Source organism: Marivita sp. NO-S04 (genome assembly GCF_059070475.1).
In genome coordinates this window covers 1888206-1913800 of sequence record NZ_CM180980.1, presented here as the reverse complement: position 1 = coordinate 1913800, position 25595 = coordinate 1888206, and the positions used below count along the sequence as shown (strand labels likewise).

21 protein-coding genes are annotated in these 25595 nt (G+C 60.3%); 9 read left to right on the top strand and 12 right to left on the bottom strand.

Annotated features, from left to right (window positions below; all coding sequences use genetic code 11):
* The first annotated feature begins 82 nt into the window (after positions 1–82).
* Genes ACK3EW_RS09955 through ACK3EW_RS09940 form a run of 4 tightly spaced genes read left to right on the top strand, consistent with a single transcriptional unit; the run spans position 83 to position 4709 of the window.
* Entirely contained in the window at positions 83–739 is a 657-nt protein-coding gene (locus tag ACK3EW_RS09955; protein WP_493809442.1) for an ABC transporter ATP-binding protein, read from the top strand.
* Complete coding sequence (locus ACK3EW_RS09950) at positions 736–3132, top strand: ABC transporter permease (protein WP_493809441.1); 2397 nt, start codon at positions 736–738, stop codon at positions 3130–3132. Before ACK3EW_RS09955 ends, ACK3EW_RS09950 begins: the two co-directional genes overlap by 4 nt.
* On the top strand, positions 3122–4162 hold the full coding sequence (locus ACK3EW_RS09945) for a lipocalin-like domain-containing protein (protein WP_493809440.1): 1041 nt from the start codon (positions 3122–3124) through the stop codon (positions 4160–4162). Before ACK3EW_RS09950 ends, ACK3EW_RS09945 begins: the two co-directional genes overlap by 11 nt.
* On the top strand, positions 4155–4709 hold the full coding sequence (locus ACK3EW_RS09940) for a pyridoxamine 5'-phosphate oxidase family protein (RefSeq protein ID WP_493809439.1): 555 nt from the start codon (positions 4155–4157) through the stop codon (positions 4707–4709). Before ACK3EW_RS09945 ends, ACK3EW_RS09940 begins: the two co-directional genes overlap by 8 nt.
* 207 nt (positions 4710–4916) lie before the next feature.
* Here the strand turns inward: ACK3EW_RS09940 and ACK3EW_RS09935 are convergent, their stop codons facing one another.
* The 3 genes from ACK3EW_RS09935 to ACK3EW_RS09925 form a co-directional block, all read right to left on the bottom strand.
* A complete protein-coding gene (locus ACK3EW_RS09935; RefSeq protein WP_493809438.1) occupies positions 4917–5522 on the bottom strand; it encodes a nucleotidyltransferase family protein in 606 nt (201 codons plus the stop codon).
* A 9-nt stretch (positions 5523–5531) separates the two neighbouring features.
* Positions 5532–7952 (bottom strand): GcvT family protein, encoded by a 2421-nt coding sequence (locus tag ACK3EW_RS09930; RefSeq protein WP_493809437.1) that lies wholly within the window; start codon positions 7950–7952, stop codon positions 5532–5534.
* Positions 7953–8055: 103 nt separating this feature from the next.
* Positions 8056–8811: an HpcH/HpaI aldolase family protein gene (locus tag ACK3EW_RS09925; RefSeq protein ID WP_493809436.1), complete on the bottom strand. Its 756-nt coding sequence runs from the start codon at positions 8809–8811 to the stop codon at positions 8056–8058.
* Positions 8812–8986: 175 nt separating this feature from the next.
* Between ACK3EW_RS09925 and ACK3EW_RS09920 the strand changes: the two genes are divergently transcribed.
* Positions 8987–11401: a GcvT family protein gene (locus ACK3EW_RS09920; protein ID WP_493809435.1), complete on the top strand. Its 2415-nt coding sequence runs from the start codon at positions 8987–8989 to the stop codon at positions 11399–11401.
* Between the two features lie 150 nt (positions 11402–11551).
* Here the strand turns inward: ACK3EW_RS09920 and ACK3EW_RS09915 are convergent, their stop codons facing one another.
* From ACK3EW_RS09915 to ACK3EW_RS09900, 4 genes are all read right to left on the bottom strand, one after another.
* Positions 11552–12868 (bottom strand): HlyC/CorC family transporter, encoded by a 1317-nt coding sequence (locus ACK3EW_RS09915; protein ID WP_085631027.1) that lies wholly within the window; start codon positions 12866–12868, stop codon positions 11552–11554.
* A gap of 68 nt (positions 12869–12936) precedes the next feature.
* On the bottom strand, positions 12937–13863 hold the full coding sequence (locus tag ACK3EW_RS09910; RefSeq protein WP_493809434.1) for a site-specific tyrosine recombinase XerD: 927 nt from the start codon (positions 13861–13863) through the stop codon (positions 12937–12939).
* Complete coding sequence (locus ACK3EW_RS09905; protein WP_493809433.1) at positions 13860–15419, bottom strand: hypothetical protein; 1560 nt, start codon at positions 15417–15419, stop codon at positions 13860–13862. Before ACK3EW_RS09905 ends, ACK3EW_RS09910 begins: the two co-directional genes overlap by 4 nt.
* The gene (locus tag ACK3EW_RS09900; RefSeq protein WP_171046104.1) at positions 15409–15558 is read right to left on the bottom strand and encodes a hypothetical protein; all 150 of its coding nucleotides are present in this window, start codon (positions 15556–15558) and stop codon (positions 15409–15411) included. Before ACK3EW_RS09900 ends, ACK3EW_RS09905 begins: the two co-directional genes overlap by 11 nt.
* Before the next feature lie 132 nt (positions 15559–15690).
* Between ACK3EW_RS09900 and ACK3EW_RS09895 the strand changes: the two genes are divergently transcribed.
* Both ACK3EW_RS09895 and aroB read left to right on the top strand, forming a co-directional pair.
* Entirely contained in the window at positions 15691–16239 is a 549-nt protein-coding gene (locus ACK3EW_RS09895) for a shikimate kinase (protein WP_439120757.1), read from the top strand.
* Positions 16236–17348 (top strand): 3-dehydroquinate synthase, encoded by a 1113-nt coding sequence (gene aroB, locus ACK3EW_RS09890; protein ID WP_493809432.1) that lies wholly within the window; start codon positions 16236–16238, stop codon positions 17346–17348. The genes ACK3EW_RS09895 and aroB overlap by 4 nt, the downstream gene beginning before the upstream one ends.
* Before the next feature lie 27 nt (positions 17349–17375).
* Here the strand turns inward: aroB and ssb are convergent, their stop codons facing one another.
* The gene (gene ssb, locus ACK3EW_RS09885; protein ID WP_493809431.1) at positions 17376–17900 is read right to left on the bottom strand and encodes a single-stranded DNA-binding protein; all 525 of its coding nucleotides are present in this window, start codon (positions 17898–17900) and stop codon (positions 17376–17378) included.
* A 260-nt stretch (positions 17901–18160) separates the two neighbouring features.
* On the opposite strand from ssb, the gene ACK3EW_RS09880 reads away from it, so the two are divergent.
* Positions 18161–18730, top strand: coding sequence for a lytic transglycosylase domain-containing protein (locus tag ACK3EW_RS09880; protein ID WP_439120754.1), 570 nt, complete (start codon positions 18161–18163; stop codon positions 18728–18730).
* A 226-nt stretch (positions 18731–18956) separates the two neighbouring features.
* On the top strand, positions 18957–19145 hold the full coding sequence (locus ACK3EW_RS09875; protein ID WP_493809430.1) for a hypothetical protein: 189 nt from the start codon (positions 18957–18959) through the stop codon (positions 19143–19145).
* A 102-nt stretch (positions 19146–19247) separates the two neighbouring features.
* Here ACK3EW_RS09875 and ACK3EW_RS09870 read toward each other — a convergent pair whose 3' ends face one another.
* The 4 genes from ACK3EW_RS09870 to ACK3EW_RS09855 form a co-directional block, all read right to left on the bottom strand.
* The gene (locus ACK3EW_RS09870) at positions 19248–21332 is read right to left on the bottom strand and encodes a dipeptide ABC transporter ATP-binding protein (protein ID WP_493809429.1); all 2085 of its coding nucleotides are present in this window, start codon (positions 21330–21332) and stop codon (positions 19248–19250) included.
* A gap of 97 nt (positions 21333–21429) precedes the next feature.
* Positions 21430–22623 (bottom strand): ABC transporter permease, encoded by a 1194-nt coding sequence (locus ACK3EW_RS09865; protein WP_493809428.1) that lies wholly within the window; start codon positions 22621–22623, stop codon positions 21430–21432.
* Positions 22624–22640: 17 nt separating this feature from the next.
* On the bottom strand, positions 22641–23696 hold the full coding sequence (locus ACK3EW_RS09860) for an ABC transporter permease (RefSeq protein ID WP_493809427.1): 1056 nt from the start codon (positions 23694–23696) through the stop codon (positions 22641–22643).
* A gap of 106 nt (positions 23697–23802) precedes the next feature.
* Positions 23803–25470: an ABC transporter substrate-binding protein gene (locus ACK3EW_RS09855; RefSeq protein ID WP_493809426.1), complete on the bottom strand. Its 1668-nt coding sequence runs from the start codon at positions 25468–25470 to the stop codon at positions 23803–23805.
* Positions 25471–25595 lie beyond the last annotated feature (125 nt).

Sequence of the window (25595 nt, the reverse complement as noted above, 5' to 3'; positions counted from 1 at the left end):
CCGGATCACACGCGGCAAAGTGCGGCGGTGCTTTTTGTGCCTCCGGGCTTTTCCTTTCCCGTCCGCGTGATAGCTCAGGCGCATGGTGTTGACTGTTCATGACGTGACAAAATCCTTTCCCGGAGCGGAGGGCGATGTCCCTGTGCTGCGCGGCGTGTCTTTGTCGCTGGAGCGCGGCGAGACTTTGGCTCTGACTGGCGAGTCCGGTTCTGGAAAAAGCACGCTTCTGCATCTCATCGGCGGGCTGGATCGCGTGGACAGCGGTTCGATCACGGTTGCGGGCCGCGAGATCACCACGATGAGCGACACCGATCGCGCGGCTTTGCGGCGCAGCGATGTCGGCGTGATTTTCCAGCAGTTCAACCTGATCCCGTCACTGACCGTTGAGGCGAATATCGCCTTTCAGGCGCGTCTGGCTAAGGCGTTTGATGCCGACCATGCTGCGCGTTTGTCCAAGGCGTTAGGCCTGACCGAACATCTGGCCAAGTATCCCGAAGCCTTGTCCGGAGGTCAGCAGCAGCGCGTGGCGATTGCCCGGACGCTCACCGCACGCCCCAAGCTGGTCTTGGCGGATGAACCGACCGGCAATCTTGACGAGGCCACGGCATCGGAAGTCTTGGGCCAAATGCTGCGCCTTGTGCGCGAGACCGGTGCCGCACTTTTGATGGTGACCCATTCGAACAGCGTCGCCCGCAGGATGGAGCGGCATGTGAATCTCAGTCAGGGACACGTGGTGTGATCGCGACAGCTTTGACTGCGTTGTTGTCTCATTGGCGCTGCAACCGATTGCAGTTTTTTGCAATGATTGCAGGATTGGCGCTGGCCACGGCGCTTTGGTCCGGGGTTCAGGCCATCAACGCCGAGGCACGCGCCAGCTACGATGCCGCCGCCGCCACCTTGGGCGAAGGTCAGTTCGACCAGCTTCTGCCCCGCAGTGGAGAGAAGATCGACCAAGCCACCTATATCGCCTTACGCCGTGCCGGATGGCAGGTGTCACCTGTGCTTGAAGGTCGTGTGCGCACCGAAGAAGGCCGCGTGCGGGTGGTGGGCGTCGATCCGCTGACCGCGCCGGGCACGATTGCCCCGGTGGGGATGCAGGAAGACTCCAACCTCGACGATTTCCTGACCCGCGGTGTGCTGTTTGCAGCGCCCGATGTGGCAGCGGCTTTGAGCGGTGTGGTTGCGCAGCGGGTCATCACCGACCCATCCGTAGCGCCGGGTGTGGCGCTGACGGATATCGGCGTGGCGCAAACCCTGCTTGATGCCGACAACCAACTCAGCCGCCTCATCATCGCGCCCACGCAACCCTTGGGCCTGCCAGACATCGCCGCAGTAGCACCGGATTTGGTGCGCCAGCCCGCGCAGGACGCCGGTGCGGATCGGCTTACCGACAGCTTTCACCTCAATCTGACCGCCTTTGGTTTGCTGAGCTTCGCCGTTGGCATCTTTATCGTGCACGGCACAATCAGTCTTGCTTTCGAACAGCGGCGCAGCATGGTGCGCACTTTGCGTGCGTTGGGAGTACCTCTGACCACGTTGATCGGATTGATGATCTCGGAACTGGTTGTGTTTGCAGTGCTGGCAGGCGGGATCGGCGTAGCCTTGGGTTATGTCATCGCCGCAGTGCTTCTGCCCAATGTCGCAGCGACCCTGCAAGGGCTCTACGGTGCATCTGTCGCCGGCACGCTGCAATTGCGCCCTGAATGGTGGCTTTCGGGTATGGCTATCGCGGTTCTGGGCACCGGGTTCGCCGCTTCGGGCGCGTTGTGGAACATCGCGCAGATGCCGCTTCTGGCCAGCGCGCGCCCCCGCGCTTGGGCCGTGGCCTCGGGTGAGACCGCGCGTCGGCTGGGCGCTGTGGCTTTGGCGCTGTTGGTGATCGGGACTGGCATCGCGATCTGGGGGCAGGGGTTGACGCTGGCCTTTGCCCTTCTGGCCTGCCTGTTGATCGGCGCGGCGCTGATCCTGCCACTTCTCTTGCGCAGTGCGGTTATGCTGGCTGACGGTCAGGCGCGCTCTGCGATGTGGCAGTGGTTCTGGGCAGACACCCGCCAACAAGTGCCCGGGATGAGCCTTGCATTGATGGCATTGTTGCTGGCGACGGCGGCGAATGTCGGTGTCTCGACCATGGTGTCGAGCTTTCGTGTGACCTTTGTTGATTTCCTTGACCAGCGGCTGGCGCCTGAGCTGTTCATTCGCATCGAAGACCCGGCACAAAGCTTTTATCTGGAAGCGATCCTTTTGTCAGAGGCGCAGGAAGTCTTGCCGCTTTTGTCGGTCGAGACTGAAATCGCCGGGGGGCCCACTGACTTGTTCGGCGTGCGCGTCGGCCCCACCTACCGCGAGAACTGGTTGTTCCTCGACGAGGCTGAGGATGTTTGGGATCGTGTCGAAACCGGCAACGCGGTGGTGGTGAGCGAACAGCTGGCCCGTCGCGCCGGGATTTGGACAGATGATCTGGTGACCGTTGCGCCGGGTCTGAGCCTGCCCATCGCGGCCATCGTGGCTGATTACGGCAATCCTTTGGGACAGGCGTTGATCTCAGAGCCGCTGTTTCGCAATCTCTACCCGGATATGCAGCCGCTTTCTTTCGGGGTGCGGTCAAATGATCCAACCGCTCTACGCAATGTGCTGACCGAGGAACACGGCATTCCCGAAAGCGCGATCACGGACCAGTCGCGGATCAAGGCGTTCTCTTTGGGCGTGTTTGAGCGCACCTTCACTGTCACGGGGGCGTTGAACATACTGACGCTGGCTGTGGCCGCCTTTGCCATTTTGATGAGCCTGCTGACCCTCGCGTCAATCCGTGTGCCGCAACTGGCCCCGGCATGGGCATTGGGGCTGACAAGGCGCAGGCTGGGGCAGTTGGAGTTGCTGCGCGCGGTAGTGTTGGCGATGGTGACAACTGTTCTGGCAATCCCGCTGGGTCTGATGCTGGCTTGGGTGCTGTTGTCTTACGTGAATGTCGAGGCGTTTGGCTGGAAACTGCCGCTTTACCTGTTCCCCGGCCATTACGCAGTGCTCACACTCTTTGCTCTGCTCGCCGCTGCGCTGGCCGCCCTCTGGCCTGCGATCCGTCTGGCTCGAACGCCGCCGTCTGACTTGCTCAAGGTGTTCGCCAATGATCGGTAGGGCGTTTCTTTTGATCCTATGGCTGCCCGTTCAGGCGATGGCACAGGGATTTGCAGGGCTCGGCACCGATGCCGAGGGCTTTGCGGTGCCGACGCCAAACTCGGTATTCGATTTCCCGCAGGACCACGGCGCGCATCCCGACTACCGGATCGAATGGTGGTACCTGACCGCCAACCTAACGGGGCCGGACGGTACGGCGTACGGTGTGCAATGGACGCTCTTTCGGTCTGCGCTTGCCCCCGAAACCCGCGAAGGCTGGTCTGATCCGCAGGTCTGGTTCGCCCATGCCGCTGTGACCACACCCGATACGCACCTCGTTGCCGAACGCATCGCACGGGGCGGGATTGGTCAGGCCGGGGTCAAGGTGCAACCCTTTGAGGCCTGGATCGACGATTGGCGCATGGCGGGGCCGTCCTTTGACGACCTGACCCTCACCGCGCGGGGGGACGCGTTTGCCTACGACTTGGGGCTTACGGCCAATGGCCCGCTGATCTTTCATGGTGACAAGGGATTTTCCGTGAAGTCCGCACAGGGACAGGCCAGCTACTATTATTCGCAACCCTTCTACGAGGTTTCGGGCACGCTGACTCTGCCGCAAGGCGATGTGCCTGTCACCGGTGCGGCGTGGCTTGACCGGGAATGGTCGTCCCAGCCCTTGGCAGATAGCCAATCCGGCTGGGATTGGTTTTCGCTGTCCTTCGCGACGGGCGACAAACTAATGGGCTTTTTGCTGCGCGAGGATGATGGCGCATCCTTTTCCTCGGCCACGTGGATTGCAGCGGATGGGATCACCACATCCTATGCAGATGGCGCCTTTGCAGCCCAGCCGCTTGATTGGTCCGAAGTTTCGGGACGCGACGTGCCGACCCGGTGGGCGGTGCAATTGCCGGACAAAGGCGTTGACGTAACGGTAACCGCACTCAACTCCAATGCCTGGATGGCGCTGTCGATCCCGTATTGGGAAGGGCCGGTGACGGTCGAAGGATCACATACCGGTCGCGGCTATCTGGAGATGACAGGCTATGAGTGACCCACACGACCTTGTTGCCTTTCTGGACCTCGGCTGGCAGCGGCTGACGCGCGGGGTGGCAGACCGGCGCGCCGCTGCGCGGCACCCGGTCTTTGCCACCGTGTCTCCCGATGGCGCACCCGAAGCGCGTACGGTCGTCCTTCGAGGAGCCAACCGCCACGATGGCACGGTTGAGGTTCATACCGATGGTGGGTCTGACAAGGTCACATCCCTGCGGTCTAATTCGCGGGCGCAATTGATGGTCTGGGATGACAGGGCCAAGCTGCAAATCCGGTTGTCCACACGCGTCACGATCTTGCAAGGCGGGGATGTCGCCGACCGCTGGCAGAACGTGCCAGACGGATCGCGCATGGCTTACGGTGCATCCCCGGCCCCGGGCACACCGATTCCTAACGCACATGCCTATGCCAAACTGGCAAGCTTCGACTGGTTCACGGTACTGACCTGCCGAATCGAATCGATTGAGCTCATGCAGTTGATCGACCCGCACAGACGCGCTGTTTTTATGGCGAATGACGACTGGATCGGAGAGTGGCGGGTTCCCTGATCTCTGCTTTCCTGCGTTCAAGGTGGCTCATGTTCACAATTCTGGCAATTTTGTCTTGCTTTGAAGTCTTTCTTGAGTAGTGTCTCCGCTACCGACGAAAGTCGCAGCAGTTACACAGCCGATTGCGCCCGAAAGTGGCAGCGATTGGACAGAATGGGACGGCAGGGGAGAGCCGTCCCATTTTTTTATCCGCAAACTTATCCACATTTACCGATCTGGGTTGTTAGCCCGCCAGAGGATCCACGCATCGGGTGTATCCAGATCGGTCAGGGCATGTTCGCCGGGCAGGGCTATTCGAATCAAACGGTGCCGGTTGGCCTTTAGAATCGTCCGCGCGCCTGCGTCGCCGGTCAGCAATTTGAACTCGGACATCAGGTCGGCTGGGAAAATCACCGGGTGGCCGGGCGTGCCATCTGCCCCGGTGGCCTGTACCAGAAATTCGCCACTGGCATCCTCGAAGGCCTGGATGACTTGGCGCAGGTCATCTTCCGTCAGGTCCGGCATGTCTGCGGGCAGGACCAAAACCCCCTCGGCATTGTCTGGCACCGCTGCTGTGGCATGACGCAATGAGGCGGACATTCCGTCGGCTGCATCGGGCACCGGGATCTGCCGTACTGCCAAGCCTTCCAACACCTCGGCACGGTGATGGGAGTCAGAGGGCAGGGTGACGATCACATCGTCGCTGACTGCCAAAGCACGCGCGGCCACTCCGCGCAAAAGGGCCACCCCGTCCACAGGTTCAAGCAGCTTGTCTCGGTCGCCCATCCGGCGGCTGGCTCCGGCGGCGGGAATCACGAATGTTATATGGGTCATGCCCCCAGTCTAACCGCGCATCTGTTCCTCGTCAGCGTCGTAGAGCGGTTTGGTGATGAGCGTGGCGTCACACATCTCGCCAAGGATTTCGATCTGCGCCGTTTGCCCTTCGGTCGCGTGACTGCGCGGGATCAGGCCAAGTGCGATGGATTTTCCCGCATGGTGCGAATGGCCGCCCGAGGTGCAGAACCCTTGGACCGTGCCGTCGATCCAGATCGGCTCATAGGCGTTCACATCGGCGTCGGTCACCGCCACCTCGAACGCGCAAAGTTCCCGGTCGGGCGGGGTGGCGCGTTCTGCTTCAGCCGCCGCGCGCCCGATGAAATCAGAGTTCTTTGACCATGCAATAAAGCGGTCCATCCCGGTTTCGGCTGGCGTGTAGTCGGGCGAAAACTCCGACAGCCACGACCCAAAGAACTTGTCGAGCCGCAGCGACATCATCGCGCGCATCCCGAACGGTGTGATCCCCATAGGTTGGCCTGTTTGCCACAGGACATCCCACAGCGCACGTTGTTCCATCGCGTCCACATAAATCTCGTATCCCAGACCGCCTGTATAGCTGACCCGTTGCACGATGGCGGTGGACAGGCCGATGGTGAGGTGCCGCACGTCGAGAAAGCGCATGTCCTTCACGTCTTCGCGGGCGACGGCCTGCAGCAGGTCGCGGGCACGGGGACCTGCGATCTGAAATCCGGTGCGCCGGTCCGAGACATTGTCGAGCGTCACATCGCCGTCGGAATCAAGGGGCGGGTTCGCCTGGAACCAACGCATGTGGTAGGCCTGTGCGCCGTAGCTTGCGGTGAGTTGGAAATGCGTCTCTGACAGGCAGGAGATGGTGAAATCCCCGATCAGACGGCCTTTGTGGGACAGCATCGGTGAGAGCGACAACCGCCCCAGTTGCGGCACTCGTCCCGCCATGATCCGATCAAGCCATGCGCGCGCGCCGGGGCCTTGCACATCGTATTTGCCGAAGTTCTGAACCTCATTAATTCCAACGGCTTCACGGACGGCCTTCACCTCGCGCGCGGTGGCGTCCCACGCGTTGGAGCGGCGGAAACTCGGGGTTTCAAACCGCGGCTCGTCAGGGGCGGCAAAGTAGTTCACTACCTCCAACCCATACTGCGCACCCCAGACCGCGCCCATGCTGTCGAACACATCATACATCGGTGTCATGCGCAGGGGCCGCGCGGCGGGCAGTTCCTCGTTCGGGTAGCTGACAGAAAAGCGTTTCTGATAGTTCTCGATCACCTTGGGCAGGGTGTAGCCGGGCGTGATCCAACGACCAACGCGGGCAACGTCCATCGCGGACACGTCGCGTTCGCATTCGCCTTCGGTCATCCATTGCGCCAGCATAAGACCGACGCCGCCGCCTTGGCTGAATCCGGCCATGACGCCACAGGCTGACCAATAGTTGCGCAAGCCGGGCACAGGGCCGACCAGCGGGTTGCCGTCGGGTGCAAAGGTGAACGGCCCGTGGATCACCGATTTCACGCCCGCGCGTTCCAGCACTGGAAAGCGTTTGTAGGCAAAGGCAATGCTGTCCTCGATCTTGTCAAAGTCATCAGGCAGCAGTTCGTGCCCAAAGGTCCAGGGCGTGCCACTCACCGCCCAAGGGCGGCAGGGCTGTTCGTAGAACCCGATGCACAGCCCGCGCCCCTCTTGCCGCAGATAGGACTCGCCCGCCGGGTCCATGACATGCGGATGTTCGCTGTCGCGCTCATAGATTTCGGCGATCTCATCCGTGACGATATACTGATGCTCCATCGGATGCAGCGGCAGGTAGACGCCCGCCATCGCGCCCACTTCGCGCGCCCAAAGACCACCGGCATTGACCACATGTTCGGCACGGATCGTGCCCTTGTCGGTCACCACATCCCACGTGCCATCTGCCCGCTGGTTGGTTTCCTTTACCATGACATGGGTTTCGATCGTCGCCCCGCCCATCCGCGCGGCCTTGGCATAGGCGTGGGTTGTGCCCGACGGATCCAGATGCCCGTCCAGCGGATCGTACAAAGCGCCAAGGATACCATCCAGATTGGTGATCGGCGCGATTTTGGCAATTTCCTCGGGGCCGACGATCTGCGTGTCCAGCCCCATGTAGCGATGCTTGGCCCGCTCTGCGAGCAGCATGTCGAACCGGTCGCGGTTGTCGGCCAGCGTGATGCCGCCCACATGGTGTAGCCCGCAGGACATGCCCGTTATCTCTTCGAGTTCCTTGTAAAGCCGGATCGTGTAGCCCTGCAGGGCGGCCATGTTGGTGTCGCCGTTCAGCGTGTGGAACCCGCCTGCCGCATGCCATGTCGATCCGCTTGTCAGTTCCGAGCGTTCCACCAGCATCACGTCCGACCAGCCCAGCTTGGTCAGGTGATAAAGCACTGAAACCCCAACGACCCCGCCGCCGATCACCACCACACGCGCCTGCGTTTTCATCGACTCAATCCTCTTGATCCGCTTTTCGCCGAGAATGAAGTGCGCGGGGTATAGGTCCAGCCCGAAAGCGACATATCCTGTCGTTCTTCTGGGTCTTTCTATGTCAGTCGGCACACCATGCTTGGGCTTGCATCGTTTTCTCGCGCAGCCACAAAACATCGAAACCCGCAATCACGCGGTAGCCGCGATCAAACAACGACCGCGCTTGCGTTTCGTTCAGTGCGGCGTTTCCCAGAGGAATATTGGCGGCCTTGGCGGCCGCTTCGACCTTACCCATTGCGGCAAGAAGATCGGGATGATCGAACTGGCCCATGAGACCCAGATCGGTGGACAGATCGAACATTGCAGGCACAAGCAGGTCGATCCCTTCGACTGCGCAAATCTCGTCGATATTGGCCACCGCGTCGGCAGTTTCGACCAACAGGCAACAGGTCAGATTGTCTTCCATCTTGGCCGGGTATTCGGTCAGTGCCGTGCCCCAGCGCGATTGGGCGATGAACGGGCCAAACCCGCGATTGCCGTTGGGCGGATAGCGCATGGAGGCCACCGCACGCCGCGCGTCCTCGGCTGTTCGGATCAGCGGAAAGACGATGCCTTCCGCGCCAAGGTCCAGCACGCGCTTGACCAACCGCGCGTCGGCTTCGGCAATGCGCACCAAAGGCGCACAATTGGTGCCTGCAGTCGCGGCGATCATGGCATGGGCCTCAGTATAGCCGATGGCCCCATGTTCCATGTCGATGATCACGGAATCCGCACCAGCTGCCGCCAAGGCTTGGGTGACCGTGGCAGATGGGATTGTGCAGATGTGCATCGTCATCCGATCAGTGCTGTGATGCAGGCGGTGTTTCATATGTGCCATCATGCGGCTCCCGTGCGTTCGCTATGGCGTCAGCCTAACAACAAAAAGTCGGGTGCATAGAAAAACCGTCACACGCAGGGTTTGTGCGGAACCGACACGTGATGTCGTCTTAAGACTATCTGGTCGGGGGCGCGTCGTGGTTACTTTCGGGGAAGTCTGTCGAAAGGAAGCCGCCATGCGCACCCATGCCCAAGCCGTTGTCATCGGAGGCGGAGTCATTGGCTGTTCGATTTTATACCATTTGGTAAAATTGGGCTGGACCGATGTTGTCCTTCTGGAGCGGGACGAGCTGACCAGCGGCTCTACATGGCACGCGGCGGCGAATATCCACGGGCTGCACGACAGCACGAACATCAGCCGGATTCAGCATTACACGATGAACCTCTACAACCAGCTCGAGGCCGAGACCGGCCAAAGCTGCGGTGTGTTCCAGCCTGGATCGCTTTACCTTGCCCAGACCGAAGCGCGCGAACACCAACTGCGCCTGCAAGCAGCCAAGGCGAAACTCTACGGTATGAATTTCCACGAGGTGAGCCGAACTGAGGCCGAGGCGTTACACCCCCTGGTCAATTTCGATGGCATCCGGTGCATCATGTACGAACCCGACGGCGGCAATGTGGACCCGTCGGGTGTGACCGCCGCCTATGCCGCAGGAGCGCGCCAGAAAGGCGCAGAGATCCATCGCTTTACTCCGGTCACAGCAACCGACCAGCAATCCGACGGCACATGGATCGTCCGTACGCCCAAGGGCGATATCCGTACGGACTGGGTGATCAACGCCGCTGGTCTCTGGGGCCGCGAGGTGGCCGCACTTGCGGGGATCAAACTGCCGCTGTTGCCCACCGAGCACCAGTACTTCGTCACCGAAGCCATCGTCGAGATCGAAGCGATGGACCGACGTCTGCCCTCCGTTGCGGACCGGGACGGCGAATACTACCTGCGGCAAGAGGGCAAGGGCTTGCTGGTCGGGGCCTACGAGAAAGACGTGCGCTTCTGGGCCGAAGACGGCACGCCGCAAGGCTTCGGCCACGAACTGTTCGCCGATGATCTGGAACGGATCGAAGACAACATGATGCGCGCCATCGACCGGGTGCCTGTCGTGGGCAGCGCCGGGATCAAACGTGTGATCAATGGCCCGATGATCTGGTCGCCGGACAGCAATGTGCTGCTGGGCCCGGTGCCCGAGAAACCGGGCTATTTCTGCTGCAACGGCATCATCCCCGGCTTTTCGCAATCCGGCGGCATGGGCCTGATGGTGGCGCAATGGATCATAGAAGGTGAGATGCAGTACGACATGTTCGCCTGGGACGTGGCGCGGTTCGGCGATTGGGCGGATGCCAAATTCACCAAGGCGCGCGTGGGCGATCAATACGCGCACCGCTTCAAAATCCATTTCCCCGGCGAAGAACGCGAAGCCGGACGCCCGGTGCGCACACGCCCTGTCTATAATGTGCAGCGCGAGATGGGGGCGGTCTTTGGATTGAATTACGGCTGGGAACATCCGCTTTACTATTCAAAGGACGTGCCCGATAGCGCGGGCTTCACGCGTCAGCCGTGGTGGGACGTGGTGGGCCATGAGGCGCGCACCCTGCGCGACGCTGCCGGGATCATCGACATCTCCAACTTCGCCAAATACCGCGTCACGGGGCCGGGGGCCGAAGATTGGCTGAATGCAGTCTTCGCCAACCACATGCCACAAGAGGTTGGCCGGTCGTGCCTCACTCCGTTGATCGGCAAGCGCGGCGGGATCGCGGGGGATGCGACGGTTACAAGGTTGGCTGAAGACGAGTTCTGGATTGTCAGCTCTGGCATGGCCGAACGCTATCAAAAACGCTTCTATGACGCGGTGCTGCTGCCTGCCGAAACCACATTCGAAAGCCTGACCACCACCTGGTGCGGGTTCAACGTGGCGGGGCCGAAGTCTCGCGTCCTGCTTCAGCGCCTGACCAACACGTCGCTTGATACCGAAAACTGGCCCTTCATGCGGTCAAAGCGGATCGAGATCGCCGGAGTTGAGGTCATGGCTTTGCGGGTGTCCTTTACCGGCGATCTGGGGTGGGAACTGCACTGCCGCTCTGAAGATCAGGTCACGCTCTATGCCGCGCTTCTAGAGGCGGGACAAAAGGTGGGCGCGATCCCCGTTGGGAGCCGGGCGCTGTTGAGCCTTCGACTGGAAAAAGGGTATGGGTCCTGGGGCCGCGAATACAGCCCTGAATACTGGCCACAGGAATGCGGGCTGGACCGGTTGTGCCGATCCGACAAGTCCTACCTGAACCGCGATGCGGCGCTAGCGAACATGACCAAACCCGCGCGGGAACAGATGGTGCTTCTGGCTTTGAACGCCGAGGACACTGATGAGTCCAACGCGGACGCAACAGGAGGTGAGCCGATATTCAAAGATGGGCTGGGCATCGGTCGCGTGAGTTCAGGCGCCTATGGCTACCATGTGGGCCAGTCACTTGCGATTGCCTATGTCAAGAACGCCACTGTGGGCGACACAGTCGAGGTGATGGTTCTGGGCCGTCCACATCGCGCAATCATCCTCGATCAACCTCCATTTGATCCGGAGGGAACGCGGCTTCGCGCCTGAGCTTTCTTAGGTGTCGAATGCCTTGGCGGTATTGGGGGTGCGATCCATCGGGCTTGCGCCAATGGCGAACGAATGGACGACCGCCAACCGTTTCCGTCAACGGAAACGCCAAAACGCCAAAACGCGTGGACGCGTTTTGGCGCGCTCTTTTCACTCCATCGCCAATGGCCGGATCTTGAGAGCTGTGATGCGGTTGTTCTCGCGGGCGACCACTTCGAAACGGAATCCGTGGAAGCTAAAACATTGGCCGATCGTTGGAATCATCTGGGCTTCGTGGATCACCAGACCGGCCACCGTATTCGCCTCGTCATCGGGTAGCGTCCAGTCCAGCTGTCGGTTCACATCCCGGATCGTCATGGCCCCGTCGATCCAGTAATTGCCATCGTCATCAGCCTTGACCGGATGGTCGCCGTCCGGGTCGAATTCGTCTGTGATTTCACCCACGATTTCTTCAAGGATGTCTTCGAGGGTGATCAGGCCCTGAAGGGCGCCGTATTCGTCCACAACAAGCGCAAAATGGGTCCTGCGGCGCAGGAACTGGCGCATCTGATCGTCAAGCGATGTGCTTTCTGGGATGAAGTACGGCTTCATCGCGACATCGGCGAATTTGAAGCTGCTCATCGCTTCTGCGGGTTTGTCGCTTTCCTGCATGAACAGGTACATCGCGCGGAACAGGTCCTTGGCGTGAACGACGCCAATGATGTTTTCAGGATCGCCGCGGAAGACCGGCAAGCGCGTGTGGTTCGATTCCAGACACTGACGCAGGATGTCCTGAGGATCATTGTCGGCGTCGATCATCTCGATTCCCGAACGGTGGAGCATGATCTCTTCCACGGTGCGTTCGCTCAGGTCGAGCGCACCCAGAATACGGTCGCGGTCTTCCTTTTCGACCACGCCTTCGGAATGGCCCAGTTGCAAAGCACCCGCGATTTCTTCGCGCACGGCAAGAATATGGCTGTCCGGGTCGGTTTTGACGCCGAATATGCTGAGCACACCGCGCACAAGTACCCGAACCGCGCTGACGATGGGGGAAAACACCGTGATCACCAGCTGGATCACCGGCGAAACGCGGCTGGCGGCCGTTTCGGGATTGGTGATGGCATAGGTCTTGGGCAGCACTTCGGCAAAGACCAGAACCAGCACGGTCATCACCAGCGTGGCCAAAGCCACACCGGATTCGCCGAAAAGTCGCGTGAACAGGGCCGTCGCAAGCGATGTGGCGAGGATATTGACGAGGTTGTTGCCCAGAAGGACCGAACCGATCAGACGTTCATTGTCTTCGGTGATCAGAAGCGCGCGGTCCGCCCCTTTGGAGCCCTTGTCTGACATCGAGCGCAATTTGCCGCGCGAGGCGGCGGTCAGCGCGGTTTCAGAGCCACTGAAAAAGGCGGACAGCACCAGAAGGCCAAGGATGGCTGCCGACGTGATCCAGAAAGCGGCGTCTGCCGCGGGGAGTGCGGGTTCCATGTGATCCAACGTTTTGAAAACTTGAGTGGGTTATGGGGTCAGTGCCGCTGGCGTTCAAGAGCCACGGTTCAGTCGCGGGCCAATGGGTGGTGATCCAGCACCAGCTCCTTGAGCCGTTCTTCAAGAACGTGTGTGTAAATCTCGGTGGTGGAGACATCCGCATGTCCCAGAAAGGTCTGGATCGAGCGCAGGTCGGCGCCGTTGGCCAGAAGATGGGTCGCGAAGGCGTGGCGCAGCGTGTGTGGCGTCACCTTGGAGGGAGAGACCCCGCCTTCGACGGCCAAATCTTTGATCAGCACGTAAAACGCGTGGCGCGTCAGGTGGCCGGATTTGCCGCGTGATGGGAAGAGAAAGGTCGAGGTCGGTTTGCCTTCGGCGCGGGCTGTATCTTCCATCGCTTCACGGGTCTTCAGCCAGTCGCGCAGGGCAGCGCGGGCCGGGGGGGACAGCGGCACCATCCGTTCCTTGCCGCCCTTGCCACGTATCAGCAGCATTCTTGGGTCGCCTTTTGCAGACGACAACGGCAGAGAGACCAATTCAGTCACCCGCATGCCAGTCGCGTAGAGCAATTGCATAAGGCATGTGTTGCGCTCGCGTTCGGCTGGGTTGCGGCCATGAGCGGCGGCTGCGTTGAGAAGGCGGTCGACTTCTTCGGTGGACAGCGTCTTGGGCAGGCGTTTGTCGCGGCCCGGTCCACTGATCTGCACTGCAGGGTTGTCCTCGCGAAAGCCTTCTTCGAAACAGAACCGGTAGAGTTGTTTGATCGCAGAGAGGCGCCGCGCACGAGTCGATTTCGCCAAACCCTGCGCGTCACAGTAGATCAGGTAGCCTTCTACATCCGGCTTCTGGGCGGTGTTGAGGGATGTCCCCCTCTGCGCCAACCAGTCGGTGAAATCAGCAAGGTCGCGGGCATAGGCGAGTTGGGTGTTTGTTGCGGCACCGCGTTCGGCAGCTTGCGCATCCAGAAAGGCGGCAATCCAGTGGCGGTCGCTCATCGCCGTGCGCCTTCCATATCCAGGATGGCAAGCTGCAAAGCAGCCCGGCGGGCGGTGTCTTCCAGACCAAAGGCACGCAAGACGCGGAGCGCGTCGGTCAGGTCTGCGTCATCACCGGCGGCCCCGCTTTCGAACAGTTGGATGGCGTGCAGCAGCGCTTCGCCGAGCCGGTTTTCTGCAGGCAGTCCGGCCAGCATGGCAGGGGCTTGTGGTGACGCTGTCCATGCGGCGGCCAAGGCTGATGCATGGGGCAGACCGGCAGGAATGCTGCCCTGTGGGGTGCCGGTTGCCAACGATCCAAGAAACGCCAGCCGCGCATTCGGACTGTTTGCAAGCTTCTGTCCCACCGTCTCATAGCTGTCGGTCAGAAGCCCGGCGGTCGTTGCGATATCCTGCGCTCTTTGGCCCAAGGGGATGTCCTGCAGTTGCGCGGCAAAGAGGTGCGAGAAGGGCACCAGCAGACCAGCGGCGCGCATCTGCGGCCAGACCTGTTCCAGCGCGGTAGATATGGCTGGAGCATTCCCCGAGCCAAGCGCGGTTTCGAGCTTCTGCAAGGCGGCGACACGGTCCCAGATGCCGCCCGATGCGGCCGGTTTCTGGGCGGTGTAGACACCAAGTAGCTGATTGGCGTCGATTGCGCCCACGCGGGCCAGCCGTTCGGCGGCCTGAAGCTGCGCGCGCCACCCGGCATCGCCCGAGAGTTCGACCACGGCAAAGGGCAGTGGCAGCGGGGTTGTGGGCAGCGCCTCGCCGATGGCTTCGAAAAGACGAAATTGCAGTGGCGTCGGGCGCACTGGAGGCTGCATCGGGGCCACGTCTTCGCTGTATTCCGGATCCAGAAACCGCAGCAGCAGTTCCGTATCAAGGTCAGATAGCTGGCCTAAGGCGACACCGGTCTGGTAAATCGTCATCGCGTGCGGGTAGTCACCGCTTCGGGTAGCACACCAGATGCGCGTGGGCAGGTCCGTGGTTAGGTTGGGCATATCGCCCAGAAGGGCGCACAGCGCCTCGTCAGATGCGGTCAGAAGCGCCAGATCGAAAGCGAGATCAAAGAGCTGGGGCGTCAATGTGCCGATGCGCTCCATCAAGGCTTCTGCCGGGGCGACAAGGCCATGCTGGTGCAGAAGGTTGACCCGTGCGTGCAGCAGCGCGTCGCCCGTGGCACTTGAAGGGGGATCGGCTTCGGCCAGCATCAGGATGTGCAGCAGACCGGTGAGCGCGGGAACTGAAGGACGACGGGTCTGCAACCGGTCGAGTGTTGTGATGATTGTGGCCTCGTCGCTGCCACGCCACAGGTTTGGCGGCAAACCGGTCACCGAACTTGGCAGCAACCCAACGCCACTGATGCCGGGCGCGTCCAGCGGCTGCACGTCGATATCGGGCACTGCCGCGCTTTGGGCCACAGGGTTTTGATCCGGAAGCACCACAAGCGGAGGCGCAATGCGCTGCACCGTCAACCAGTCGATCGCGGACAGCGGTTGGTCCTGCTGCTGGTCCTGAGCAAACACGGGCCAGGCGGTGCTGGCCAGAATCAAGAGGATCGACTTAATTCGCATCCAGCGTCACGGGTTGTCTGACTTCCGTTTGCGGCGGCGAGAAATCCGCGCCGAAATACGGCCCCACATAGGCATATGCCACAAGCGCCAAAGCGCCGAGGATGCCCAGATAGATCAGCCATTTGATGATGCGCCCCATGTAGACCCTTGCCCTGCCTCGTTGATTTTTTCCAAGTTATAACTGGCATTCCACCCAAGATCACGTCATTCAACGGCGGATGTCAAAAAATTGGCGGCACTTGGCCGAGATACAAGGGGTCACTCGGGGGCAATGCAGGCAAGACTAAAGAAAACTGTGGTTCTTGTTGGCATGATGGGAGCGGGGAAAACAGCTGTCGGCAAGGCGGTCGCCGCTATGTTGCACGCACCTTTTCTTGATTCGGATGCCGAAATCGAAAAAGCGGCCAATATGACCATCCCCGAGATTTTCGAACGTGATGGAGAGCCGTTCTTTCGCATCAAAGAGCGTCAGATCATTTCGCGCCTGCTTGAACGGGAAAAGGGCGTGTTGTCGACCGGAGGCGGGGCATACATGGCCCCCGAGAACCGCGAGATAATCTCGAAGGAGGGGGTTGCGGTATGGCTGAACGCCGATCTGGATCTTCTATGGCACCGGGTACGCCACAAGGACACGCGACCGTTGTTGCGGGTGCCGGATCCTCTTGGCGCGCTGACCCGACTTTATAACGAACGCGTGCCGATCTACGCCAAGGCGGATCTGAGCGTTGTGTCCGAACCGGGGCTGTCGATTGATGAGATGGCAAAACGGGTGATCGAGGCGCTGAAGACGCGCCCGGATGTATTGGAGGTGCAGGCATGATCGAAACCGTACACGTTCCTTTGGACGGTCGTGCTTATGACGTGCGCATTGGCTCTGACTTGCTTGCCCGTGCCGGGGTCGAGATCTCGCCGCTGCTGAAACGTCCACGTGTAGCAATCGTGACCGATGCGCATGTCGCTCCGTTGCATCTTGCCGCGCTTGAGGCGGCACTGACCGCGGAGGGTATTGCTTCGGTCAGTCTGACGCTTCCTGCAGGGGAAAGCACAAAGGGCTGGCCGCAGTTCGAACGATGCGTGGAATGGCTGCTGGAACAGAAAATCGAACGCCGCGATGTTGTCATTGCCCTCGGGGGTGGTGTGATTGGTGATTTGGTCGGCTTCGCCGCTGCAGTGCTGCGCCGTGGGGTTCGGTTTGTGCAGATTCCCACATCGTTGCTGGCGCAGGTGGATAGCTCTGTCGGCGGCAAGACGGGGATCAACGCGCCTCAAGGCAAAAACCTGATCGGGGCGTTTCACCAACCCGCGCTGGTGCTGGCGGATATTTCGGTTCTTCAGACATTGCCCACGCGCGATTTTCTGGCGGGCTATGGCGAGGTGGTCAAATACGGCCTTCTGGGCGATGCCGCGTTTTTCGACTGGCAAGACCAGAACGCCGCCCGCATCACCGCGCGCGATCCCGATGCGCTGGCCTATGCCGTCAAACGGTCGGTTGAGATGAAGGCTGAGATCGTTGTACGAGATGAGACCGAACAGGGCGACCGCGCGCTGTTGAACCTCGGGCACACGTTCTGTCATGCGTTCGAAGCAGCCACCGGGTATTCCGAGCGTTTGCTGCACGGAGAAGGCGTGGCCATTGGCTGTGCTTTGGCGTTTGAGCTGTCGTCGCGTCTGGGCCTGTGTTCCCAAGAAGAGCCGAGCCGTGTGCGCGAAATGCTCAGCAGCATGGGAATGAAGGTCACGCTCGCCGATATCGACGGTGACCTGCCGGATGCTCACGCGCTGCTTGACCTTATGGGGCAGGACAAAAAGGTGATCGACGGGCAATTGCGCTTTATCCTGGCGCGCGGCATTGGCGACGCTTTCGTCACCTCGGATGTTCCGTCGGATACGGTGCTGGCGCTGTTGCAGGATGCCTTGTCCGAGCGATAAAAAAGCGCCCCTTGGGGCGCTTTCTTGTCAGAACGGGATTTCGTCGTCGATATCGCGGGCTGGGGCACGGGCGGGGCCACCGCCACCACCTCCGCCGCTGGAGCCGCCATAATCGTTGCCGCCATAGCCGCCGCCGTAATCTCCACCATAATCGCCACCGCTGCTGCCGCCGCCATAGACACCGCCGCCGCCGCCGCCATCGCGGCTGTCAAGCAATGTCAGCTCACCGCGATACGGGCGCAGCACGACTTCTGTCGTGTAGCGATCCTGACCGGACTGGTCCTGCCATTTGCGGGTTTCCAATTGGCCTTCGATGTAAACCTTGGAGCCCTTCTTGAGGTATTGTTCTGCAATCCGCGCCAGCGGTTCGGAAAAAATTGCAACACTGTGCCATTCGGTCCGTTCCTTGCGTTCGCCCGTGTTGCGGTCTTTCCAGTTCTCGGACGTGGCAATCCGCAGGTTGCAGACTTTGCCGCCGTTCTGGAATGTCCGCACTTCCGGATCGCGGCCGAGATTGCCGACGATGATGACCTTGTTGACTGATCCGGCCATGTTTCCCCCATCTAGAATTCGAATCTGTGACGCCACGCGCCGTTTCCATGACCCTACACCAGCGCTCTGCCGGATTGCCATCCGCTATTGGCGCATGGCGTCGCTGTCACTCCATCAGCTTGTGGTTAACAAATGATGAGCAACCAAGGCTGGTGTGATCTGCGATTCCCGACTATACATCTGCAAAATCTCAATGTGGGACGTGAGCATTTATGCGAACAGCAAGACCGAGATTTATTGCGGTTGTGTGTGTGGCCGTAATGATGAGTGCAGGAGCCGCAAGCGCCGAGGTGCTGTCTTCAAAAAGCCGTGTGACGCTTTTTTCAAGCAAAACCAAAGTGTTGGATTCGCGGGCTGCCCAGCAATACAAAAGCTCGGTGCGTTTGCAGCCGCCCAAGGTCGTGACACCGACAAAATGGGGCGATGCCGGAGAAGACGGTCCGGTTCCGAAATATCGTGGTCGATATGTCGGGGAATACGCGGGCATGGCGCGCGATGCCGCCCGGCGGCACGGGATTCCGGAAGATTTGTTCCTGCGTCTTGTGCAACAGGAAAGCAATTTCAATCCAAACGCGCGGTCCCACAAGGGAGCGATCGGTCTGGCCCAGCTGATGCCCGGCACAGCACAAGACCTGCGCGTCAATCCTAACGACCCCGCCGAGAACCTCGATGGTGGTGCGCGCTATCTGAAAGAACAGTACCGCAAGTTCGGCCAATGGCCTTTGGCGCTTGCTGCCTACAATGCTGGACCCGGTGCAGTCGAAAAGCACAAGGGTATTCCGCCATTCCGCGAAACCCGGAACTACGTCAAAAAAATCTGGGGACGGTAAGTCTCGTCAATTCAGACACTTGACGCCGATTGTTTCGCAGCCGGGGAATTGCGGCAATCCGGCCCCGATTTTGGGTAAATCTTTTCCTCGTTGCGACCAAAACGGTTTCATTTCGGTCAAACTGCTGCCCCATTCAACCTCCAAAACAATGTCAGAAAACGTGGAACTGTACCCGGATCAGATACCGCTCGAAGGGCGGGCCAAGGCGGGGAGTATGGAGAGTAGCATGATTGAGTTCATCAACAGGTTTCAGTCGGACGAGTCGGGTGCGGTGACCGTCGATTGGGTGGTATTGACTGCTGCAGTCGTGGGCATGGCGATGTTGACCTATGTCGGTCTTGCCGACAACACACAGGCCGTGACCGATGCAACAGGCGCGGCCGTCCTGACCGCGCAGGATTTCCTGACCAACTGATCCAACAGCACAGACAGGCCAGCCCTGTTGGGCTGACCCAGTGTGTTGCACGACATTTTGACACGGTTCCGATCATACGGAACCACGAGGCAAGCTGGTCGGTTATTCAGCAGCGATCTGGATAACCGGCTCCATGCTCGCAAGGTCCGCATCGCTTAGGTGGCATTTCACCTGATGCCCATCCCCCAACTGGCGCAGGGGCGGGACTTCCCGTTCGCACAGACCATCTGCAACCTGTGATTTCCAGCGACACCGCGTTTGGAACGGGCAGCCGGGCGGTGGATTCATGGCCGAGGGAATGTCGCCTTCCAATACGATGTGCTTTTTCGTCACCCGCGTGTCTGCAATCGGCACTGCCGACAAAAGCGCCTCCGTATAGGGGTGATAGGGCGGCGCAAAGACCTGATCGGTCGTGCCCAGTTCCACCACATGGCCAAGATACATAACCATAACGCGATCAGACAGATAGCGCACGATGCTCAGGTCATGGCTGATGAACAGCAGCGTGGTTTTCTGTTCGCGCTGGATCTCCATGAGCAGGTCTGTGACCGCCGCCTGTACCGACACGTCCAGCGCCGAGACAGGCTCGTCCGCCACCACGATGCGCGCATTCCCGGCAAAGGCGCGGGCGATGCCGACACGTTGTTTCTGGCCGCCTGACAGTTGACGTGGCATCCGCTCGGCAAAGGCGCGGGGCAGCTTCACGAGGTCGAGAAGTTCCAGCATCCGCTCGCGCCGCTCGGCGTCGCTGTTGCCGATCCCGAACACCTCGAGCGCGCGGATGATCTGCCGTCCCACCGTCATCGACGGGTTCAGCGTATCGAACGGATTCTGGAACACCATCTGCACATCAGCGATGGTCTGGGTGTCGCGCTTTTCAATCGGGGTGGATTCGATGTTGCGATTGTCGAGCAGGATCTGTCCGTCCGTCGCAGTCTCGAGCCCCATCAGCACCTTGGCAAAGGTCGACTTGCCGCAACCTGATTCACCGACAATGGCCAATGTCTCGGACTCGCGCGCCTCGAAACTCAGGGTCTCGTTGGCCTTGACCACCTTGGTGTCGCCGCGTTTTCCGAAGAGTGCGTTGGCCGCCACCTCGTAATACTTCTTGAGGTTGTCCATCTTGAGAACAACCCGACCCGGTTCTGATTTCTGCGTCGTATCGCCCGCCACCATCGGCGCCTGCCAGTCGATCTCCTGGAACCGCAAACAGCGCGTTGCGTGACGCTCGTTGCCCGGAACATCGAACATCTTGATGTCGCCCGCATCGCAGCGGCCAGCCTCGAAGTAATCACACCGCGGCCCGAAATTACATCCATTGGGCCGCTCATGCGGCAGGGGAAAGTTACCGGGTATCGCGCGCAAGGGACGCGCGTTCTTGTCGGCGCCGGGCAGGGGAATCGACCGGAACAGCGCCTGCGTATAGGGGTGCTGCATCTCGTCGAACACATCCTTGATTGACCCACGCTCCACCGCTTCGCCGGAATACATCACGCAAAGCCGGTCGCAGGTCTCCAGCACCAGACCAAGGTTGTGGCTGATGAACAGCATCGACGTGCCGTATTTCTTGCCCAGCTCCTTGACCAATTCGACCACCGCCGCCTCAACCGTCACGTCGAGCGCGGTTGTCGGCTCGTCCAGGACCAGCAACGACGGCTCGGCCATCAGCGCCATGGCGATCACGATGCGCTGCTGTTGCCCGCCCGAAAGCTGATGCGGATAGGCATCCAGAATGCGCTTGGGGTCGGGCAGCTTTACATCGGTGACAACCTGCAGCGCGCGCGCGTAAGCCTCTTTCTCGGATGACCCACGATGGATCATTGGCACTTCCATCAACTGCCGTCCGATCTTCATCGCCGGGTTCAACGACGCCATCGGCTCCTGATAAATCATGGCAATCTCCGAGCCGCAGATCTTGCGCAGCTCGTCCTGGCTCATTGCGCTTAGATCGCGCCCCTTGAACTTAATCGACCCGCCGACGATGCGCCCGTTCTTGCCGAGATCCTGCATCACACCAAGTGCCACAGTGGATTTACCGCAGCCCGACTCGCCCACAAGGCCAACCGCTTCGCCCGGCATGACCCGTACGGAGAAATCCATCACCGCCGGGATTTCCCGCAACCGCGTGAAAAAGGAAATCGACAGGCTGTCTATCTCGAGAATGGGGCCGTCGTAGCTGTCTTTCATGTCTTCTCTCCCTGTCGGAGCTGGAGACTTGCGTCCCTCTTCATCTTGCCAAGTAAACTCCGGGGGTCTGGGGGCAGAGCCCCCAGTCCTCCTTTCATCAATCGCGCAAGCTTTCTTCTCTCAAACCATCGGCCAGCAAATTGAGCCCCAAAACCATGCTCAAAAGCGCAAAGGCGGGGACCATTGCCGGATGCAGGTATATCTGTAGCAACCGACGCCCGTCATTGATCGTGGTGCCCCAATCCGGGCTTTCCGGCGGCAGGCCCAGACCGAAGAACCCCAAAGTGCCCAAAAGGATCGTCGTGTAGCCGATCCGCAGGCAGAAATCGACGATCAACGGCCCGCGCGCATTGGGCAGGATCTCCCACAGCATGATGTACCATGGCCGTTCGCCGCGCGTCTGGGCGGCGGCCACGTAATCGCGGGTCTTGATGTCCATGGCCAAGCCCCGCACGATCCGGAAGACAGTGGGAGAGTTGACGAAGACCACCGACACAAACACCACAAGAATGCCGCCTTGCAGGTTGAACAAATCCACCGCATCCGGCAGCAGGGTCAGCGCTGTTCCCGGTTGCGAGATCAGCGAAAGGTACAGCCATCCCATCACTCCCAGAACGCAGATCAGCAGCGGCGTGCGGACCTTTGGTTGTGTGCGGTAGCGCGAGTTGAGCAGCACGCCGACAAAGATGATCGGGAAGATGAACAACACCATCGCCATGTAATTGGGGATGCCTGTGTCCACGATCTCGGGCGTGACCAGCAGGTAGAACAGCAGGATCACCGGGAAGGCAAGGATCAGGTTCGCCAGAAAACTGAGGAACGTATCGAGACGTCCACCATAGTAGCCCGCAGGCAGGCCCAGTGTGATCCCGACCATGAACGCAAAGACCGTGGCAAGGGGCGCGATCTGCACCACCACCCACGCGCCTTTGACCATGCGGCTGAACACGTCGCGAGCAAGATTGTCGCCACCGAACAGATAATAGGGATACTGGCCGTCCTCGACCCCCATAATCGCCGTTCCGGGGGGCTTGTTCTTCATGCTCGACACCTGCGACAGCGGATCATGGGTGATGATCAGGTCGAAAGCCCCGAAGATGCCGGTAAACACCCAGAACATCACCAGCGCAAAGCCGATCATGCCGATGGTGCTGTCGAAAAGCTTGCCATAAAGGCCCAGTCGCCGCTTGTAGACAAACGAGAGGGTGAAGAGTGAGATCAGCGAAACCCAGACGGGCATGAACTGAATGAGGACGCGAGTGGTGATTTCAAACCAGTTGAGCGGTTCCATTTTGCTATTCCTTCCGCTCAGGACACGCTGATGCGCGGGTTTAGATACACGTAGCCGATGTCCGAAATGAGCTGAGTGATCAGCACCACGAAGACCGATACGACCGAAACACCCAGCAGCAATTCGATGTCATTGTTCCCGGCCGCCTGTACCAGCGTCCAGCCGAAGCCCTTGTAGTTGAACAGGGTCTCGACGATCACCACGCCATTCAGCAGCCACGGGAATTGCAGCATGATCACCGTGAACGGCGCGATCAGCGCGTTCCGCAAAGCGTGTTTGAGAACGATGTTCGGGAAGCTGACACCCTTCAAGCGGGCGGTGCGGATGTATTGCGCCGTCATCACCTCGGCCATCGACGCGCGGGTCATACGGGCGATATAGCCCATGCCGTAAAGCGCGATGGTCATGACGGGCAGGGTAAAGTTTTCAAAGGTCGCGTTCTCCATCGCGCTGGTGGCCGACCCATTGAACCATCGCAAGCCGAACGCGGTCGAGGCAAAGACAGCGATGAATACGACGCCAGAGACATATTCGGGTGTGGCCGTCGTGATGATCGATACAGTGGAGAGCGACCGATCCGTGCGGCTGCCTTCGCGCATGCCGGCCAGCACGCCAATGATCAGTGCGCCGGGCACCATGACCATCATTACCCAGAACATCAGCTTGCCGGTCAGGCCCAACCGCGTGGCGATGATCGAACCGACACCGTCCTGAAAGACAGTTGAATAGCCCCAATCGCCTTGCAGAACTCCGCAAAAACTGCGCCCGTCCTCGGGCATGACACCGTTTTCAAGCGCACCATTGCACCGCGACCGCGTTGTCCCGTCCCGTCCTTCGATCACCCAGCCGGGGGCGACGCCAAGCCATTGCGCGTATTTGAGGGGCAGGGGTTGGGCGTAGCCGCGATCCTGAAGAAAGCTTGTAACCTGTTCGTCCGTCATCCGGACGTTGCCCTGGTTTTTGGCGAGTTTTTCGAGGTTCGGGGCGAGATTGGTGAGCCAGAAAACAATGAAGGTCAAACAAAGTGCTGTCAGAAGCATCGTTCCGATGCGTCGGAGCAGAAAAAAAGCCATGTCGGGTGGGTCTCCCTCATCATGTCCACGCAAGGGCGCGCAGAGCGTGGGGTCTCTTGGGCCACCGCCCCCCTGACGAACAGGAGGGCGGTGTCAGAGCATGGGATCAGGCCGCGAACCCGAACTTGTAGAGATGGAACTCGTGCGACGGGTGCTTCTCTGCGTTCACCACGTTGCCGTTGTGGTGGTTATAGAGCGACCGCCAGAACGGCTGGATCATCACACCATCATCACGCAGGGTCTGCTGCACCTTCGCCATCACCTCGCGCCGCTTTTCGGCATCTGCGATGGACAGGGCGTCGGCCATCAGAGCGTCGAACTCGGGGTTGGCATAGCCGCTTTCGTTCCATGCTTCGCCCGAGCGGTAGGCCAGCGACAGAACCTGCACGTCGAGCGGACGGTGATTCCACGTGGTCGCGCTGAACGGGAACTTGGTCCAGTCGTTCCAGAAGGTCGACCCCGGCAGAACCGTGTGCTTGATGTTCACGCCAGCGTCCGCGATCTGCGCGCGCACCGAGGCACCGGTGTTGCGTTCCCAATCGTCGTCCAGAGTGATCAGCTCGTGCTCGTAATCGGCAAAATCGGTACCGTCGAGCATCGCCTTGCCTGCCGCCGGATCGAACGGTGCCGGACCGATATCTGCATAGGCGGGGTGGATCGGGCAGACATGGTGGTTCTCAGCCACCTGACCACGGCCATTGTAGCCAAGCTCAAGACAGACTGCGTTGTCGACCATCATCGCCAAAGCGACGCGCACGTTGCGGTCGGCATAAGGCACACGGCCATCGACTTCGGTTTGCTGGTTGAACCGGTGCACCAGAGTTGCCGCCGTCACGGTTTCCGTCTTCGACCAACCGATGGCATCGAGGATGTCGATGAAATCGCCAACCGATTCATACAGCAGATCGACTTCACCCGATTCCGCCGCCGCCAGCCAAGAGGCAGGGTCGGTGCCGTAATCGATGAATTCGATCCGGTCGAGGTAAGGTCCGCCAAGCACTTCAGTGCCCCACCATGTGTGATCGCTGGCGCGTTCGATGACCGCTTTCACACCCACTTCGATGGACACAGGCCGGAACGGACCGGTGCCGATGCCGTTTGCATAGACGTCACCGCCGTCATAGCTCTCGTGCACGATGGCCGACGGGTAGTCCGACATGTTCGCGATGATCGCAATGTCCGGTGCTGACAGATTCAGGCGCACTGTCAGGTCGTCGACAACTTCGATCGCGCCGTCGCGGGCCTGACCTGTGTTCGCATCGATCAGACCACCCATCCGAGCCGACATGGAGTTGCCCTCCATCGCGGAATCGCACCAGCCGGTGATGTTGCGCGCCACATCTGCAGCGGTGAAGGCATCGCCGTTGTTCCACGTTACGCCGGGGCGGACGTTCAGGGTATAAGTCTTGGCGTCGTCGCTGACCTCCCAGCTTTCCAGCAGCATGCCACGGAATGTGCCGTCGTTCTGGTATTCGACAAGGTATTCCAGGAAACCGCGCGACTGGTTGCCGATTTCGGACCAGTCATAGGCACGGGGGTCTTTCATGGCTTTGACCAGCGTCTGAATGCGCAGTGTGCCACCTTGTTGAATATTTGCCGTCTGCGCCTGAACCGGCTGGGACAGTCCGATCAAACCGTAAGCTGCGGCGGCCGTGACGCCAAGGCTGGTCGCGCGCGTCAGGAATTCGCGGCGGTCCAATAGGCCGGCCTTGTATTCGTCGGCGTATAGCTTGGCCGCTGGGTGCAGTGTTTTGGTCTGCATGGTGTGCGTCATCTGATTCTCCCTGTGACACGTTTGTTATGTGCGCGCTTGAATGCTGCGCTGTTTTTCCGAGACCGAGGTCGGCGCTCGTTGTTTTCTTACATAGCGCCTTAACGGACTGGCCCCGTCAATCGTCA

Coding starts and splice junctions, on each gene's coding strand:
- ACK3EW_RS09945 (WP_493809440.1), top strand. CDS start 3,122: ATGATCGGTAGGGCGTTTCTTTTGATCCTATGGCTGCCCGTTCAGGCG.
- ACK3EW_RS09935 (WP_493809438.1), bottom strand. CDS start 5,522: ATGACCCATATAACATTCGTGATTCCCGCCGCCGGAGCCAGCCGCCGG.
- ACK3EW_RS09940 (WP_493809439.1), top strand. CDS start 4,155: ATGAGTGACCCACACGACCTTGTTGCCTTTCTGGACCTCGGCTGGCAG.
- ACK3EW_RS09875 (WP_493809430.1), top strand. CDS start 18,957: ATGATTGAGTTCATCAACAGGTTTCAGTCGGACGAGTCGGGTGCGGTG.
- ssb (WP_493809431.1), bottom strand. CDS start 17,900: ATGGCCGGATCAGTCAACAAGGTCATCATCGTCGGCAATCTCGGCCGC.
- ACK3EW_RS09920 (WP_493809435.1), top strand. CDS start 8,987: ATGCGCACCCATGCCCAAGCCGTTGTCATCGGAGGCGGAGTCATTGGC.
- ACK3EW_RS09915 (WP_085631027.1), bottom strand. CDS start 12,868: ATGGAACCCGCACTCCCCGCGGCAGACGCCGCTTTCTGGATCACGTCG.
- ACK3EW_RS09905 (WP_493809433.1), bottom strand. CDS start 15,419: ATGCGAATTAAGTCGATCCTCTTGATTCTGGCCAGCACCGCCTGGCCC.
- ACK3EW_RS09870 (WP_493809429.1), bottom strand. CDS start 21,332: ATGAAAGACAGCTACGACGGCCCCATTCTCGAGATAGACAGCCTGTCG.
- ACK3EW_RS09855 (WP_493809426.1), bottom strand. CDS start 25,470: ATGACGCACACCATGCAGACCAAAACACTGCACCCAGCGGCCAAGCTA.
- aroB (WP_493809432.1), top strand. CDS start 16,236: ATGATCGAAACCGTACACGTTCCTTTGGACGGTCGTGCTTATGACGTG.
- ACK3EW_RS09865 (WP_493809428.1), bottom strand. CDS start 22,623: ATGGAACCGCTCAACTGGTTTGAAATCACCACTCGCGTCCTCATTCAG.
- ACK3EW_RS09895 (WP_439120757.1), top strand. CDS start 15,691: ATGCAGGCAAGACTAAAGAAAACTGTGGTTCTTGTTGGCATGATGGGA.
- ACK3EW_RS09900 (WP_171046104.1), bottom strand. CDS start 15,558: ATGGGGCGCATCATCAAATGGCTGATCTATCTGGGCATCCTCGGCGCT.
- ACK3EW_RS09910 (WP_493809434.1), bottom strand. CDS start 13,863: ATGAGCGACCGCCACTGGATTGCCGCCTTTCTGGATGCGCAAGCTGCC.
- ACK3EW_RS09930 (WP_493809437.1), bottom strand. CDS start 7,952: ATGAAAACGCAGGCGCGTGTGGTGGTGATCGGCGGCGGGGTCGTTGGG.
- ACK3EW_RS09925 (WP_493809436.1), bottom strand. CDS start 8,811: ATGGCACATATGAAACACCGCCTGCATCACAGCACTGATCGGATGACG.
- ACK3EW_RS09880 (WP_439120754.1), top strand. CDS start 18,161: ATGATGAGTGCAGGAGCCGCAAGCGCCGAGGTGCTGTCTTCAAAAAGC.
- ACK3EW_RS09860 (WP_493809427.1), bottom strand. CDS start 23,696: ATGGCTTTTTTTCTGCTCCGACGCATCGGAACGATGCTTCTGACAGCA.
- ACK3EW_RS09955 (WP_493809442.1), top strand. CDS start 83: ATGGTGTTGACTGTTCATGACGTGACAAAATCCTTTCCCGGAGCGGAG.